General features: G+C 69.0%; 14 protein-coding genes. 6 read left to right on the top strand and 8 right to left on the bottom strand.

What is annotated here, in order from left to right; all coding sequences use genetic code 11:
* The coding region (locus ACQR3U_RS12390; protein WP_428692122.1) for a biotin/lipoyl-containing protein at positions 1 to 818 on the bottom strand (818 nt) is incomplete at its 3' end.
* Positions 819 to 1,116: 298 nt separating this feature from the next.
* Positions 1,117 to 2,628, bottom strand: coding sequence for a leucyl aminopeptidase (locus ACQR3U_RS12385; protein WP_138843606.1), 1,512 nt, complete (start codon positions 2,626 to 2,628; stop codon positions 1,117 to 1,119).
* A 155-nt stretch (positions 2,629 to 2,783) separates the two neighbouring features.
* On the opposite strand from ACQR3U_RS12385, the gene gcvT reads away from it, so the two are divergent.
* On the top strand, positions 2,784 to 3,884 hold the full coding sequence (gcvT, locus tag ACQR3U_RS12380; RefSeq protein ID WP_230810252.1) for a glycine cleavage system aminomethyltransferase GcvT: 1,101 nt from the start codon (positions 2,784 to 2,786) through the stop codon (positions 3,882 to 3,884).
* Between the two features lie 32 nt (positions 3,885 to 3,916).
* Positions 3,917 to 5,023, top strand: coding sequence for a branched-chain amino acid aminotransferase (locus ACQR3U_RS12375; protein ID WP_024101305.1), 1,107 nt, complete (start codon positions 3,917 to 3,919; stop codon positions 5,021 to 5,023).
* 74 nt (positions 5,024 to 5,097) lie between these two features.
* On the opposite strand, the gene ACQR3U_RS12370 is transcribed toward ACQR3U_RS12375, so the two are convergent.
* The 3 genes from ACQR3U_RS12370 to ACQR3U_RS12360 all read right to left on the bottom strand — a co-directional run bounded on the left by ACQR3U_RS12370 (position 5,098) and on the right by ACQR3U_RS12360 (position 7,997).
* The gene (locus tag ACQR3U_RS12370) at positions 5,098 to 5,862 is read right to left on the bottom strand and encodes an adenosylcobinamide-GDP ribazoletransferase (protein ID WP_230810253.1); all 765 of its coding nucleotides are present in this window, start codon (positions 5,860 to 5,862) and stop codon (positions 5,098 to 5,100) included.
* Positions 5,862 to 6,953, bottom strand: coding sequence for a nicotinate-nucleotide--dimethylbenzimidazole phosphoribosyltransferase (gene cobT / locus ACQR3U_RS12365; RefSeq protein ID WP_006554402.1), 1,092 nt, complete (start codon positions 6,951 to 6,953; stop codon positions 5,862 to 5,864). The genes ACQR3U_RS12370 and cobT overlap by 1 nt, the downstream gene beginning before the upstream one ends.
* A 369-nt stretch (positions 6,954 to 7,322) precedes the next feature.
* Positions 7,323 to 7,997 (bottom strand): DUF3043 domain-containing protein, encoded by a 675-nt coding sequence (locus ACQR3U_RS12360; protein ID WP_016693856.1) that lies wholly within the window; start codon positions 7,995 to 7,997, stop codon positions 7,323 to 7,325.
* A gap of 141 nt (positions 7,998 to 8,138) precedes the next feature.
* Here ACQR3U_RS12360 and ACQR3U_RS12355 point away from each other — a divergent pair, with 141 nt between their 5' ends.
* Together ACQR3U_RS12355 and ACQR3U_RS12350 are read left to right on the top strand one after the other, a co-directional pair.
* Positions 8,139 to 8,489: a HesB/IscA family protein gene (locus ACQR3U_RS12355; protein WP_006554400.1), complete on the top strand. Its 351-nt coding sequence runs from the start codon at positions 8,139 to 8,141 to the stop codon at positions 8,487 to 8,489.
* A 134-nt stretch (positions 8,490 to 8,623) separates the two neighbouring features.
* Positions 8,624 to 9,598: a carbohydrate kinase family protein gene (locus tag ACQR3U_RS12350; protein WP_230810254.1), complete on the top strand. Its 975-nt coding sequence runs from the start codon at positions 8,624 to 8,626 to the stop codon at positions 9,596 to 9,598.
* A gap of 83 nt (positions 9,599 to 9,681) precedes the next feature.
* On the opposite strand, the gene asnB is transcribed toward ACQR3U_RS12350, so the two are convergent.
* The gene (asnB, locus tag ACQR3U_RS12345) at positions 9,682 to 11,607 is read right to left on the bottom strand and encodes an asparagine synthase (glutamine-hydrolyzing) (protein ID WP_006554398.1); all 1,926 of its coding nucleotides are present in this window, start codon (positions 11,605 to 11,607) and stop codon (positions 9,682 to 9,684) included.
* Between the two features lie 353 nt (positions 11,608 to 11,960).
* Between asnB and ctaC the strand changes: the two genes are divergently transcribed.
* Positions 11,961 to 13,037, top strand: a complete 1,077-nt coding sequence (gene ctaC / locus ACQR3U_RS12340; RefSeq protein WP_006554397.1) for an aa3-type cytochrome oxidase subunit II — start codon at positions 11,961 to 11,963, stop codon at positions 13,035 to 13,037.
* A 33-nt stretch (positions 13,038 to 13,070) separates the two neighbouring features.
* Positions 13,071 to 13,487: a cytochrome c oxidase subunit 4 gene (locus ACQR3U_RS12335; RefSeq protein WP_006554396.1), complete on the top strand. Its 417-nt coding sequence runs from the start codon at positions 13,071 to 13,073 to the stop codon at positions 13,485 to 13,487.
* Between the two features lie 84 nt (positions 13,488 to 13,571).
* Here ACQR3U_RS12335 and ACQR3U_RS12330 read toward each other — a convergent pair whose 3' ends face one another.
* Positions 13,572 to 14,582, bottom strand: coding sequence for a HEAT repeat domain-containing protein (locus tag ACQR3U_RS12330; RefSeq protein WP_230810255.1), 1,011 nt, complete (start codon positions 14,580 to 14,582; stop codon positions 13,572 to 13,574).
* A 4-nt stretch (positions 14,583 to 14,586) separates the two neighbouring features.
* Positions 14,587 to 15,270 carry a HEAT repeat domain-containing protein gene (locus ACQR3U_RS12325; protein ID WP_052040080.1) on the bottom strand — a complete coding sequence of 228 codons (684 nt, stop codon included), beginning with the start codon at positions 15,268 to 15,270 and terminating at the stop codon, positions 14,587 to 14,589.
* Positions 15,271 to 15,412: the final 142 nt, after the last annotated feature.

The following is a 15,412-nucleotide window of genomic DNA, read 5'->3' as shown; positions in this document are numbered from 1 at the left end:
GCCTTGAGCCAGCGGGTGACGGTGCCTTCGGTGACCGACTCGCCCAGTGCCGGCATGGTGACCGGGGTGCCCTCGCCGCTACCACCCGAGGATGCGGGCTGCGCGGGGGCGGACGGAGCCGGAGCGGCCTCCTCGGACGGCTCGGTGGTGGGCTCGACGGCCGGCGCCGACTCCTCGGCCGGGGGGGACTGCTCGGCGGGAGCGGACTGCTGAGCCGGGGCCTCGCTGCCGATGACGGCGAGCTGTCCGCCGACCTCGACGGTCTCGTCCTCCTGAGCGGTGATCTCGGTGAGGATGCCGGCGACCGGGGAGGGGATCTCGGTGTCGACCTTGTCGGTGGAGACCTCGAGGAGCGGTTCGTCCACGGCGACCTCGTCGCCGACGGCCTTGAGCCAGCGGGTGACGGTGCCTTCGGTGACCGACTCGCCCAGTGCCGGCATGGTGACCGGGGTGCCCTCGCCGCTACCACCCGAGGATGCGGGCCGCGCGGGGGCGGACTCCGCGGCGGGCTCCTCCGCGGGAGCCTCTTCGGCCGGTGCCTTTTCGGCGGCGGGTGCGGACTCTTCGCCGGCTTCCTCACCGGCGTCACCGATCACCGCCAGTTCGCCACCGATCTCGACCGTGTCATCCTCCTGGGCGACGATCTTGACCAGCACGCCGGCTGCAGGCGACGGGATCTCGGTGTCGACCTTGTCCGTGGAGACTTCGAGCAAGGGCTCGTCGACTTCGACCGTGTCTCCTTCCTGCTTGAGCCATCGCGTGACAGTTCCCTCGGTGACGCTCTCACCAAGCGCTGGCATCTGGACGGAGAAGGCCATGTCTGTTGACTCCTCGACGGTTGTGTTCGTGTGTGTTGAGTTGTACCGACTCGTGGTCGCCGACCATTGTGTGGTCGTTGACCATTGTGCGCGGGCCAGGAACCCCGTGCCTGCTGGTTCACGTGTTCGGTCGGGCCGATACCGGCGGGGCATGGCCCCTCCCATCCTTGCACCTATCTTTCGGTGATGTTCGGGGAGGGGCGGATCACCTCACACCGGGGTTCCGCTGTTACCGATCACACCGGTCCTCTCCCTTGCCCCGGGCGGGGCCAGGCGGGGAGAGGACCGGTGCGGAAGATCATCCGTTGGCGGCGATGTCCTCGATCACGGCGAGCATGGTGCGCACGGGCACGCCGGTGCCGCCCTTGCCGACGTAACCGAACGGTCCGCCGGTGTTGAAGGCCGGGCCGGCGACGTCGATGTGCGCCCACTGCACACCCTCGGCGACGAACTCCTTCAGGAAGATGCCGGCCGTGAGCATGCCGCCCCACCGGTGGGGGGAGACGTTCGCGAGGTCGGCCACGCGGGACTCGAGATCACCGCGCAGTTCCTTCGGGAAGGGCATCGCCCAGCCGTTCTCGCCGACCTCCTGGGACAGCGCGGCCACGCGGTCGCGGAACTCGTCGTGACCCATGACGCCCGGCGTCCGGGTGCCGAGGGCGACCATCTGTGCGCCGGTGAGGGTCGCGGTGTCGATGAGGTAGTCGGGATCGTCCTCGCATGCGCGCACGATGGCGTCGGCGAGGATCAGGCGACCCTCGGCGTCGGTGTTGATGACCTCGACGGTGGTTCCACCGTACTGGGTCAGCACGTCGCCCGGACGCTGCGCGGTCGACGACGGCATGTTCTCGGCCATCGGCACGGTCGCGGTGACGTCGGCGGCGACACCGAGCTTCGCGGCGAGCACGACGGTCGCGACGACCGCGGCGGCGCCGGCCATGTCGGAGGTCATCGCCTCCATGCCGGCGGCGGGCTTGATGGAGATGCCGCCGGTGTCGAAGGTGATGCCCTTGCCCACGAGCGCGACCTTCGGGGCCTTGCGCTTCTTCGACGAGTAGGACAGGCGCACGAGACGCGGGGGACGCGACGAGCCCTTGCCGACGCCGACGATGCCGCCGAAGCCCTTCTTCTCGAGCACCTTCTCGTCGAGGATCTCGACCTTCAGACCGGCGGCCTCGCCGAGTGCCTTCGCGCGCTCGGCGAACTCGGCCGGGAACAGGTGGCTCGGCGGGGTGTTCACGAAGTTCCGGGCCGTCGCGACGGCCTCGGCGATCGCGACGGAGCGGGAGAGCGCCGCCTTCGCCGCGCGGTCGCGGGTCGAGGGCACGAGCAGTTCCACCCGCGCGACCGGCTGCGCGTCCTTCTTGGGTGCGGACTTCTCCGACCGGAACTCGGTGTAGGTGTAGGCGCCGAGCGCGAAACCTTCCGCCGCGGCACCGAGGTCGACGGCGGACAGCGTGGTCGCGACCGTCTCCACACCTGTCAGTGCGCGCGCCGCGGTACCGGCGGAGCGGCGGACCTGCTCGGCGTCGATCTTGTCGGCGTCGCCGAGACCGACGGCGAGCACGCTCGCCACGGGCAGGGAGGCAGGCGCCGGCACGCGGGTGAGCTCCTCGCCGCGGCCCTTCGCGCCCACGGCGACCAGGGAGTCGAGCAGTTCGCCGAGAACCGCTTCGTCGATCGGGGCGTCGCCCGCGAGGATCTCGGGGGTGCCGTCGGCGGAGGTCACGCCGATCACCAGGACATCGGCTCGTTTGGAAACCGAACCGGCGAGAACGAGTTCGGGAAGATCGGGAGTGGGTGCACTCACAGGGCATCTCCTTGGAGCTTGGTCGGGAACGAGCGAGTCGTTCTCTTGCGGCGTCGTTCGGTGCGAGGGGAATCGCCTCGATGTAATCGACCCTAATGACAACGACGCCCGGCGTCGCTGTCGGACACGGTGGCGGTGGGATAGCGTCGTACGCCATGAGCGACGAGGAACTGAAGCAGGGCCCCATCCACACCGTGCACGTCGAACTCGGTGCGACCTTCGCTCCGTTCGGCGGCTGGGAGATGCCGGTCTCCTACGCAGGGACGGTCGCCGAGCACACGGCCGTGCGCGAGAACGTGGGACTGTTCGACGTCAGCCACCTGGGCAAGGCACTCGTCGCCGGACCGGATGCCGCCCAGTTCCTGAACACCACGCTCAGCAACGACCTCACCCGCATCGGTCCCGGCAAGGCGCAGTACACCCTGTGTTGCACCGAGAACGGCGGTGTCGTCGACGACCTGATCGTCTACCACGTCTCCGACGACGAGCTCTTCCTCGTTCCGAACGCGGCCAACACCGCAGCGGTCGTCGAGGCGCTGACCGCCGCGGCACCGGCCGGCGTCACAGTGACGAACCAGCATCGCGACCACGCGGTGTTCGCCGTCCAGGGGCCGAAGGCCGTCGAGGTCCTCGAGGCGCTCGGCCTGCCCACCGACATCGCCTACATGGGCTTCGATGACGCCGAGTACGAGGGTGCTCCGGTGCGCGTGTGCCGCAGCGGCTACACCGGTGAACGGGGCTACGAGGTGCTGCCGCGCTGGGACGACGCCGAATGTGTCTTCCGCGCGCTGCTCGACGCCGTCCGCGCACAGGGCGGTCAGGCCGCCGGTCTCGGCGCCCGCGACACTTTGCGCACCGAGATGGGCTACGCGCTGCACGGGCACGAGCTGTCCGTCGACATCTCGCCGCTCGAAGCGCGGGTCGGCTGGGCCGTGGGCTGGAAGAAGCCGCAGTTCTGGGGTCGCGACGCGCTGGTCCGCGAGAAGGAGGCGGGCCCGGCACGGAAACTGTGGGGCCTGCGGGCGCTCGACCGCGGCGTCCTGCGTCAGGACCTGACCGTGCGTCGCGACGGTGACAAGGTCGGGCGGACCACCTCGGGCACCTTCTCGCCGACCCTCAAGATCGGCATCGCCCTCGCACTCCTCGACACCGCCGCCGGACTCGAACCCGGCGACGAAGTGAGCGTGGACGTGCGCGGACGGTCGCTGCGCGCCGAAGTGGTGGCTCCGCCGTTCGTCGAGGACCACACCAGATAGGGCTTCTGCAGGCGGTTGTACCATTGTCCTCCATGACAGGTGTCCTCGAATTCGCCCGCGTCCAGCATCCTTCACCGAGCTCTGCGGAGCGGCGCCAGGAGGTTCTGTCGAATCCCGGTTTCGGGCAGTACTTCACCGATCACATGGTGTCGATCACCTACACCGGCGGGATCGGTTGGCACGACGCGAAAGTCGAGCCGTACGCCCCGATATCCCTGGACCCGGCCGCGATGGTCCTGCACTACGGGCAGGCGATCTTCGAGGGTCTCAAGGCCTACCGGCAGGCCGACGGCAGCATCGCGTCGTTCCGCGTGACCGCCAATGCCGCGCGCATGAACCGGTCCGCGGAGCGGCTCGCGATGCCGTACCTGCCGCCGGAGCTGTTCGTGAAGGCGATCACCGAGCTGGTCGAGGTCGACAACGAGTGGGTTCCCGCCGCCGGCGGCGAGGATTCGCTCTACCTGCGTCCCTTCGCCTTCGCGACCGAGCCGGCTCTCGGCGTGCGGCCCGCGAAGGAATACAAGTTCCTCGTCATCGCGTCCCCGGCGGGTGCCTACTTCCCGCGCGGCGTGAAGCCGGTCAACGTGTGGCTCTCCCGCGAGTACGTGCGCGCCTCCCCGGGCGGCACGGGCGCCGCGAAGTTCGCCGGCAACTACGCGGCTTCGCTCGTCGCGCAGGCGCACGCTGCCGAGCAGGGCTGCGACCAGGTGGTCTGGCTCGACGCGATCGAGCGCAAGTACGTCGAGGAGATGGGCGGCATGAACCTGTACTTCGTGTACGGGTCCGGTGCCGACGCGCGTCTGGTCACCCCGGAGCTGTCCGGCTCGCTGCTCCCCGGCATCACCCGCGACTCGCTGCTCACCCTCGCCAAGGACTCCGGTCTCTCGGTCGAGGAGCGACGCATCAGCACCGACGAGTGGCGCGAGAAGGCCGGCAGCGGTGAGATCACCGAGGTGTTCGCGTGCGGTACCGCCGCGGTCATCACGCCGGTCGGCAGCGTCAAGGACAAGGACGGCGAGTTCACCATCGCCGACGGCGAGCCCGGCCCCATCACGATGGCCCTGCGCGACACCCTGACCGGCATCCAGCGCGGTACCTTCGCCGACACCCACGGATGGATGACGACGCTGCGCAAGTGACGTAGCCACGAACGCGAAGGGGTGTTGCCGGATTTCCGGCAGCACCCCTTCGTCGTTTCCGGACGCAGTGCGATCTAGAACAAGGCCGCCGCAGCCACCGCGACGGCAGAGACCGTGCCCTCGGCGACCGCGCCGAGCACGTCGCCGTTCATGCCGCCGAAGCGCGCGACGCAGTGACGGGCGAAAAGCACCGAGGCGACCAGCACCACCGTGACGACGAGCGGTCCCGCCCAGAGCGGACCGGGCAGGCACACGAGCGACAGTGCCACCGCGGCCACCGTCCACACCGTGATCGGCACGACACCCTGCGTTCCCGCCACGAGCGAGCCGAAGCCGCTGCCGGGCGCTGCCGGGACACCGCGCCGGCACGCGACGACCACGGCCACACGTCCGGAGAAGACCGCGAACCCGACCGCCCCCCACGCGTCGGTGTCGACGAGCGCACCGAACGAGGCGGCCTGCAGACCGAGGACGACGACGAGCGCCGCCACACCGAAGGGACCCGCGCCGCCGCTGTGCATCACCTCGCGCGCCCGCTCGGGCGGGCCGTAGCAGCCGAGACCGTCGGCGGTGTCACTCAGGCCGTCGACGTGCATTCCGCGGGTGCCGACCGCCAGCACCCCGACACACACCAGGCCCGTCACCAGTGGTGGCGTCCCGACGCCGGAACCGATCAGGCAGACGGCGGTGGCCGCGGCGGCGAGTACGGCACCGGCGATCGGCGCCACGGAGATCGCACGTCCGGCGACCGTCCGGTCGATCTCCGTCGGGCCTCGTGCGGGCAGGACCGTCAACCACGACAGGGCCAGCGCGACCCCGCCGAGCCAGGCGCGGATCATCAGTCGGCGTTGGCCGGGGCGCTCTCGTCGCGGGTGCTCACGCCCGCTTCGGAGAAGGTGGCCATCTGCGCGAGAATCGCGACCGCACCTTGCAGCACCGGCAGCGCCGTCACGGCTCCCGATCCCTCGCCGAGGCGCATACCGAGGTCGACGATCGGTTCGAGCCGGAGATGACGCAGCGCGATGGTATGGGCGGGTTCGGCCGACCGGTGACCGGACACCCACCAGCGTGCCGCGCCGGGTGCGAGTTCCTCGGCGACCATCGCAGCAGCGGTGACGACGACGCCGTCGAGGATCACCGGCGTCCGGCGGACCGCGGCCTGCGCGAGGAATCCCGCCATCGCAGCGAAGTCCGCGCCACCGGCGGTGCGCAGCAGGGCGACGGGATTGCGTACGTGGGGCCGCGCCCGCCACATGGCGTCGCGGATCGCGGTGACCTTGCGCATCCACCCCGCGTCGTCGACGCCGGTGCCGCGGCCGACCGCGGCCACGGGTTCGGTGGAGGTGAGGATGGCGATGAGAACGGTTGCAGGAGTGGTGTTCCCGATCCCCATATCGCCCGCGACGAGGAGATCGGCGCCTTCGTCGACCTCGCGGTCGGCGAGCGCACGGCCGGCCTCGATCGCGCGGACCGTCTCGTCGTGCGTGAGCGCGTCCTCGCGGTCGATGCTGCCGCTCGAGTGACGGATCTTGAACTCGGACACCTCGGGGGAGGTGTCGCTCTCGACTGCCATGTCGACGACCCGCACTCCTGCGCCCGCGGCGGCGGCGAGCACGTTCACGGCGGCGCCACCCGCGGACAGGTTCGCCACCATCTGCGCGGTGACCTCCGGCGGATAGGCCGAGACCCCGTTGCGCGCGACGCCGTGGTCACCTGCGAAGACCACGACCCGCGGTCGGCGGAAGGGATGGGGCGGGACCTCGCCCTGACAGGCGGCGACCCAGCACCCGAGTTCCTCGAGCCGTCCGAGTGAGCGGGCGGGTTTCGTCAGATCCCGCTGGCGTTCCTCGGCGGCGACGCGTGCTTCGAGATCGGGTGGGTCGACGCGCGGGAACTCGACGTCGGCGGGGGAATCGGAACCGCTGGTCACAGGTCACCTCTCGGACGGATCTTCACGCGAGAACGCTATCAACCGCCCGCTCTGGCAGAAATCCGATGCTATGCGTCATCACTGCCACTTCTCGGCGATCGGATTCGGTCGGAGGATCGAGACATGATCGAACTCACAGTCACCGGCCTGGTCCTGTCCACCCTGGTCATCGGTCTCGAGGTGCTCCGCCGGCGGACCGCTACCGCGCCGGCCTGGGTCCGGCGCGCGCCCTGGCGACTCCACTGGGAGCGCCCCGCACGGACGACTCGGCCGCGGCACCGCATGTCGCAGGACGTGCAGGCCGCGGCCGAGATCCGGAGCTACCGCCGGTGGTGTGCGGGGCGCCTCACAACTGAGGTCGCCGGGAGGTCAGACGGCGTCCCCCGGGCCGACCCGGGGGAGCGGTGCACGCAGCTTCTTGATCTGGGAGGCGCGCACGAAGGCGTACCAGCCGAGGCCGAAGCCACCGTCGGTCGAATCGGGGAAGCGCTCGCGCACCTTCTTGTTGACCATTCGCCCGAGATAGATGCCCTCGATGATCATCAGGAACATCATCACGAACATCGCGAGCGTGACGTACTGCTGCACCACCGGCCCGAGGAACATCGACATGATGAGCACGAGCGCGAGCGGCATGAACAGGCCGACGAGATTGCGCCGGCTGTCGACGATGTCGCGCACGTAGGCGCGCACTGGGCCGCGGTCGCGGGGGAGCAGGTACTTCTCCTCGCCCGCGAGCATCCGGTTGCGACGCTCGGACGCGTCGGCGCGACGCTGCGCGGCGGCCGCCTTGCGCTCCTCCTTGCTCTGCGACTTGCGCGCGGCCTTGCGGCGCTCGCGGGCTTCCTTCGCAGTCAGGGGAGCGGGGGCGACGGGACCGCGACGACGGTTCTCGGCGTCGCGCCGTTTGGGCGTCGGACGCCCCTTACCGGTCGTCGCCTTCGCGGACGCGGAATCGTCGGGAGTCGCGGCCGGGGAGTCCTCGGTCGCAGGAACCTGGTGATCGGCGGAGTCGTCGGAACCACCGCGGCGTAGCAACTTCACACCACCAGGCTATGGGATAGTGGAGAGAAGCGGGAAATTCCGCACGCCATACCACGCTCGGCGCAACTCGTCCACGAGGAATAGATTCCGGCGCGGTACCGTTGAACCATCGGGTTTCGACACGAACGACAGGGAGCGCCCATGACTGTGCAGCAAGAGACCGATACTCACGGCGTCATCCTGACCGAGGCCGCCGCTGCGAAGGCGAAGGCACTGCTCGATCAGGAGGGCCGCGACGACCTCGCACTGCGTATCGCCGTGCAGCCCGGAGGCTGTGCCGGTCTGCGGTACCAGCTGTTCTTCGACGACCGCACGCTGGACGGCGACCTCACGAAAGAATTCGCCGGTGTGACGCTCGCCGTCGACCGGATGAGCGCGCCGTACGTCGAGGGTGCGTCGATCGACTTCGTCGACACCATCGAGAAGCAGGGCTTCACCATCGACAACCCGAATGCCACGGGGTCGTGCGCCTGCGGCGACTCGTTCAACTGAACCGAGAACGCACCTCGGAACCCCGGCGCTTCACGGCGCTGGGGTTCCGTCGTTTCCGCGGTAGTACCGTGGGACCGCTCCGGCTCTCCGTGTGAGCAGCCACACCATCGACATCCGCGGAAAGGCTCAGCCACGTGACCATCGCCGTGACCGGCTCCATCGCCACCGACCACCTCATGCGCTTTCCCGGCCGGTTCGCCGAGCAGCTGCTCGCCGACCAGCTCGCGCACATCTCCCTGAGCTTCCTCGTCGACGACCTCGTCGTCCGGCGCGGCGGAGTGGGCGGCAACATCGCCTTCGCGATGGGTGTCCTGGGCGGAACGCCGGTGCTCGTCGGCGCCGTCGGCGCCGACTTCACCGAGTACCGCACCTGGCTCGAGGACCACGGGGTCGACTGCTCGTCGGTGCGGATCTCGCAGACCGCCCACACCGCCCGCTTCGTGTGCACTACCGACCTGGACATGGCGCAGATCGCCTCGTTCTACCCCGGTGCGATGTCCGAGGCCCGCGAGATCTCCATCGCCGACGTGGTGAGCAAGCACAGCGTCGACCTCGTGCTCGTCGGCGCCAACGATCCCGACGCGATGATCCGGCACACCGAGGAGTGCCGCCGGCTCGGCGTCCCGTTCGTCGCCGACCCGTCCCAGCAGCTCGCCCGCCTGGACGGGCAGCAGGCCGAGCAGCTCATCGACGGCGCCGAGTACCTGTTCACCAACGAGTACGAGTGGGGACTGCTGCTGCAGAAGACCGGTCTCACCGAGGACGAGGTGCAGACGAAGGTCGGCATGCGCATCACCACCCTCGGCGGTGACGGCGCGACGATCGTCGACCGCGACGGCAACCAGGTGCAGGTCGGTGTGGTGCCCGAGCGCGCAAAGGTCGACCCCACCGGTGTGGGCGACGCCTTCCGCGCCGGCTTCCTGCTCGGACACCGCTTCGGTCTGAGCATCGAACGGGCCGCGCAGCTGGGCTCGCTGGTCGCGGTGCACGTCCTCGAGACCACCGGCACGCAGGAGTGGAACTTCGACCGCACCGACGCCCTCAAGCGTCTCGCCGACGCCTACGGCACCGCCGCCGCCGACGAGATCGGCGCGATTCTCGGCGCCTGAGCGGCGGAACACCCGATCCTGGAAACGCGACGGCCGCGAACATCCCTGGGGATGTTCGCGGCCGTCGCGTACGGGTCGGGTGATCAGATCTCGACCGGGTAGGCCGGCTCCTGGATCTGCGGCACGATGCGCTTCTCCACGAAGATGCCGTGCCAGACCATGAAGCACAGCACCGTCCACAGACGACGGCTGTGATCGATCGGGCCGGTCCGGTGCTCGTCGAGCATCTTCGCCACCGCGCCCTTGTCGAGCAGGTGATCGGTCTGCGACTCGGCGATCACCTCGTGCGCCCAGTCGAACAGCTCCGTGCCGGCCAGCCAGTGCCGCAGCGGCACCGGGAAGCCCAGCTTCGCGCGGTGCAGCACGTGTGGCGGGACGATGCCCTCCAGCGCCTGCCGCAGCGCATACTTCGTCGTCTGTTTCGTGATCTTCTGGTCCAGCGGAACCTGCGACGCCACCCGGAACACCTCGGAGTCCAGGAACGGCACGCGCAGCTCGAGCGAGTTGGCCATCGTCATCTTGTCGGCCTTGACGAGGATGTCGCCGCGCAGCCACGTGAACAGGTCGAGATGCTGCATCCGTGCCACCGGATCCCAGCCGGCAGACTGCGCGTAGATCGGGGCGGTGACGTCCTGGTGCGTCCATTCCGGACGGAAGTCGCGCAGCACCGAGCGCAGCTGCGCGTCGTTGAAGCTGCGGGCGTTGCCGTAGTAGCGCTCCTCGAGCGTCATCGAGCCACGGTGCAGCAGGCTCTTGCCTCGGGTGCCCTCGGGGATGCGCTCCGAAAGCTTCCCGGCAGCCCGGCGCAGCGCCGGCGGCAGGAACTCGAACGGACGCAGCGACAGCGGCTCGCGGTAGATCGTGTAACCGCCGAACAGCTCGTCGGCGCCCTCACCCGACAGCACGACCTTGACGTGCTTGCGGGCCTCCCGGGCGATGAACCACAGCGGCACGAGCGCCGGGTCGGCCACAGGGTCGTCGAGGTACCAGATGATCTCGGGGATAGCCGCGGCGAACTCGCTGGGGGAGACCACCCGCACCACGTGCCGGGCACCGATCGCGGCCGCCGACTCTGCGGCGACGTCGACCTCGGAGTAACCCTCCCGCTCGAAACCCGCGGTGAAGGTGATGAGCTTCGGGTTGTGGCGCATCGCCAGCGCGGCGATGGCCGTCGAATCGATGCCACCCGAGAGGAACGACCCGACGGTCACGTCGGCGCGCATGTGCTTGGCCACCGAGTCCTCGAGGGCCTCGGCGATCTCGCGGTAACGATCCTGTTCGCGGCCCGCCGCGAACGGCCGGACCGGGAAGGTGGGATGGAAGTATCGCGTGATCTCCGGCTCGGCGCCGGGCGTGATACGCGCGTAGCAGCCCGACTCGAGGCGGCGGATCCGCCGGTGCAGCGTCTCGGGCTCGGGAACGTACTGCAGCACCGTGTAGTGCTCGATCGCACGAGGATCGAGCTCGGTGTCGATGCCGATCACGTCGGCGAGCTCCAGCAGACTCTTCTTCTCGCTGCCGAAGGCGGTACCGCCGGTGCCGGTCGCGAGGAACAGCGGCTTGATGCCGAACGGGTCGCGGGCGACGAACAGCTCGCGGGTGTGCGTGTCCCAGATCGCGAAGGCGAACATACCCCGCAGGCGCTGGACCGCGCGCACTCCCCAGTGGTGGTAGGCCGCGACGATCGCCTCGCTGTCGCCCTCGGTCGCGAAGGAGGTACCGAACGTCTCGGTGAGCTCCTTGCGCAGTTCGAGATAGTTGTAGATCTCACCGTTGAAGGTCAGCGCGTAGCGGTCGGGCTGCTCCGGCGGGCCCCAGCGCAGCGGCTGGTGCGAGTGCGCGATGTCGATGATCGACAACCGGTTGAATCCGAAGACGAGGTCGGCGTCGTGCCAGGTGCCGTGCTCGTCGGGGCCGCGATGGCGCAGGCAGTGCATCGCGGAGTCCACCTTCGCGACGGCGTCGTCGCTAGTGCCGTCAGTGGTCAGAAACCCGAGCAATCCGCACACGCGTGGGTTACCTCATTCCGGTCGGGGGTGTCGCGAAGAACCCCGGTGGGTGCCCAGCGCGGGACACCGCACCGCGCATGACACCGGGAACTACCACTCGGGGTCCGGCGTTGGTTCTACCGAAGTATGCCGCAGACGGTCGACATCGGGCAGCCGCGCCCGGACGCCACTGACGATCACTCGCCCGACAGGAGAAAACCGACGTCACGAGCCGGGTCTTCCGGTCGAAACGCCCAGTCCGACACTTTCTTCGTGCCCCGGCGATGGATAGCGCCCGGGTTTGGTCTACGCTGCGTAGTAATTGGGCCGGCCCTCCGGGTGTGCCCTAGTGGAATTGCGGCGATCAGGAAGGCGTGAACGTGGCGCAAGGTCGGATCCTTCGGCGGTTCGGGCTCGCAGCATCACTCGGCATTGCAGCCTTGGTGCTGACCGGGTGCTCGAGCGAAGAAATCCTTCGTTTCGGCTGGCCGGAGGGCATCACTCCTCAGGCCGAGCGTATGCGTGAACTGTGGACGTGGTCGGTTGTCGCCGCCCTCGTCATGGGAATTCTCGTGTGGGCACTCACCTTCTGGGTGATCATTGCCTACCGGCGTCGGAAGGACGATCCGGAGTTCCCGCGTCAGACGGCATACAACGTGCCGCTCGAGCTGGCTTACACCGCGGCGCCGTTCGTCGCCGTGTGTGTCCTCTTCTACTTCACGGTCGTGGTGCAGAACTACGTCCTGGAGAAGGAAGACAACCCGAACGTCGTGGTCGACGTGACGGCGTTCCAGTGGAACTGGAAGTTCGGCTACCGGACGATCGATCTGCAGGACGGCACGGCCCCTTACAACGGTATCGACGAGGTCGCCGAGGCGGCAGTCGCACAGGAGCCGTTCGACCCGTCCACCGCGCACGGTGAATCGGGTGAGGAGCACGAGGCTCCGGGAGCGATCCACGGCAAGCCCGCCGAGGACCTGTCCTACCTGCACTACGACAAGATCGAGACGATCGGCACCAGCGAAGAGATTCCGGTGCTCGTTCTTCCCACCGGGAAGCGCATCGAGTTCCAGCTGGCGTCCTCCGACGTCATCCACGCCTTCTGGGTGCCGGAGTTCCTGTTCAAGCGCGACGTGAACCCGAACCCGCGTGAGAACAACTCCGATCCGGTCTTCCAGATCTCCGAGATCGAGCGTGAGGGCGCGTTCGTCGGCCGCTGCGCCGAGATGTGCGGCACCTACCACGCGATGATGAACTTCGAGGTCCGCGCGGTCAGCCCGGAGGACTTCGCCCGGTACATCGAGCTCCGCAAGCCGGTCGAGGACGGCGGCGAAGGCCTGTCGAACGCTCGTGCGCTCGAAGCCATCGGCCAGAGCCCGATCGCGACCTCGACGACTCCGTTCAAGACCGACCGCACGGATCGGTCGGCGACCGTCGCCGCAGGCGAGTGACGGCCACCCCCTCCGACAAGGACAAGTGCTGATATGAAGATCGAAGCCAAGCTCTTCGAGGTCGTGACGGTGTTCTTCGTGCTCGTCGCCATCGTGTACGGCGTGTTCACCGGGCTCTCGGACAAGGGCATCGAATGGGCCGGCCTCACGGCCATCGTCCTCTCCGCCGGTCTGACCCTGATCGTCGGAACGTACTTCCGCTTCGTTGCTCGTCGTCTCGACACCCGTCCCGAGGACTACGAGGACGCCGAGATCAGCGACGGTGCGGGCGACCTCGGTTTCTTCAGTGCGGGTAGCTATTGGCCGATCCTGCTCGCCGGCGCAGCAGCGTTCGCCGCCATCGCACTGGCCTTCTACCAGCCGTGGATGATCGTCCTCGCGGTCGCGCTCATCATCGCGGCAGCAGCCGGCCTGGTGTTCGAGTACCACATCGGACCCGAGAAGCACTGAGCCGGTACCCTCGACCACACGGGCGCCGCACCTTCGGGTGCGGCGCCTGCGTTGTTTCCGTCGTCGTTCTCGAGGCTCAGTTCTTCAGGGAGCCCGACGCGTGGTGAGGACGACCCTCGCGGTCGCTGCAACCGTACGATTCGGATCGTCGGTCAGAGCCTCGAGCGCGTCGTCGGCGGCCGACCCGGGGATCTCCGCGAGTGCCTGCGTGAGACGTAGCCGGACACCGGCATCGTCCGAGCCGCCGAGCGCGTGCTGCAGCAACCGCACGATCTCGGCGGACGACAGCGGCCGATCTGCGAGCAGGCCGAGTACCTCGGCGGCCTCGACGTCCGACCGGCCGTCCACGATCATCTCTACGAGCACGGGGACGGCCACGTCCACCCCTCGCGCCCCGAGCGTCAGAGCCGCCGTGGAACGTGCTTTGGGATCGGCGTCGTCGAGGGCCCCCTCCAGGAGCCTCGTCGATTCGGGCACACGGAGTTCCGCGAGTGTCGCGATCGCCCGTCGCCGCACCGGCACCTCGTCGGAGTGAAGGCCCTCCGCGAGTGCCGGCAGCGCAGCGTCGAATGCCTCCGCTGCTCGGGCGAGCGACCAGCGCAGCGCGCCGGCGACGAACGGATCCTCCTCTGACAGCGCCGCCCGGACCAGCGCTGCGACCGGCAGCGTCGTGTCCTCGTCCTGGGACAGGATCGCCTGCTGGCGGCGGGAGCCGGAATCGGATTCGAACGCGCGCAACAGCGCGACGAGGCGCAGGACGTCGTCCCAGCCGCTGGGGGAGGCCGAGTCGACGCCTTCGAGACGAGCGAGGAGTTCGGTCTCGGCGGCGATCCGTTCGCGCGTGTGCCGGATCAGCTCCTGCACCAGATCCGCCGGAGCGAAATCCGGTTCCCCCAGCGCACGTCCGACCTCGTTCAGCGACAGGCCGAGACTCCGGAGACTCTCCACGTGGAAGAGCCTCCTGAGGTCGTCCTCGGTGTACTCGCGGTAGCCGCCCGAGGTACGGCCAGTCGGCGTCACCAGCCCCAGGCGGTCGTAGTGCCGCAGCATGCGGCTGCTGACACCGGAGCGCCGCGAGACCTCACCGATCAGCACCGGCTCACTCCCGGATACCGTCCGCGCCGAGTGCGGCGACGCGTTTCGCCGACTCCACAGAGAGGACGAACGCGCTGTCGGGGTCGACGCGGATCCGTTCGGTGGCCTCCGCGTGAGCGCGGACGCGCGGGTCGGGGCTGTTCATCGCCGTGTCCAGGACCGGCGCCGCGGCCTCGTCGAGTGCCGCGAGAGCGCGACCGAGGCTCAGTTGTAGGTCGCGGTCGCCGCGGCCCAGTTCGGCGCCGAGAGCCGCAGCGAGGCCGCTTTCCGAGCCCGGTGGCACGAGAGCGACCGCCGCGCGCCACGCGCTGCGTGCCACCTCGTCGTGCTCGTCGTGGAGCATCCCCGAAACCTTCGGCCATGCGACGGGATCGCCGATCTTCGACAACGTGTGCAGGGCCTGACTGCGTGCCTGTGAGACATCCGAACCGAGCTCGGCGAGCAGACGCGGCACGGTCACCCCGGCCGGCAGACGGCACAGCGCCCAGGTCAGCATGTCGCGGACGAAGAAGTCCGGCTCCACCGCGCACCGGTCGACGAGAGCGGTCACCGTTTCGGGATCGGGTGCGGTACCCGACTCGAGTGCGGCGCGCAGACGCACGGAGGCGTCGTCGGCGGACAGGGCCTCGACGAGGCGGGTGGACAGGGCCTCGACGAGGCGGGTGGACGGGTCCTGATGTGTGCGCATGGGAGGCACCTCCTTCACGACCCATTCGAGCGCTTGTCACAGTGTCAAGGTCAAGACGTACGCTCCGGACGATATCCGGTGGGGGATGGGAGAACCCCCGAACGACGAACGGGGCCCCGGACCGTGATGGTCCGGGGCCCCG

This window comes from Rhodococcus sp. IEGM1339 (assembly GCF_050321925.1).
Taxonomy (GTDB): Bacteria; Actinomycetota; Actinomycetes; order Mycobacteriales; family Mycobacteriaceae; genus Rhodococcus; species Rhodococcus pyridinivorans.
The sequence above is the reverse complement of the archived record's forward strand: the minus strand, read 5'-3'. Positions and strand labels throughout refer to the sequence as shown.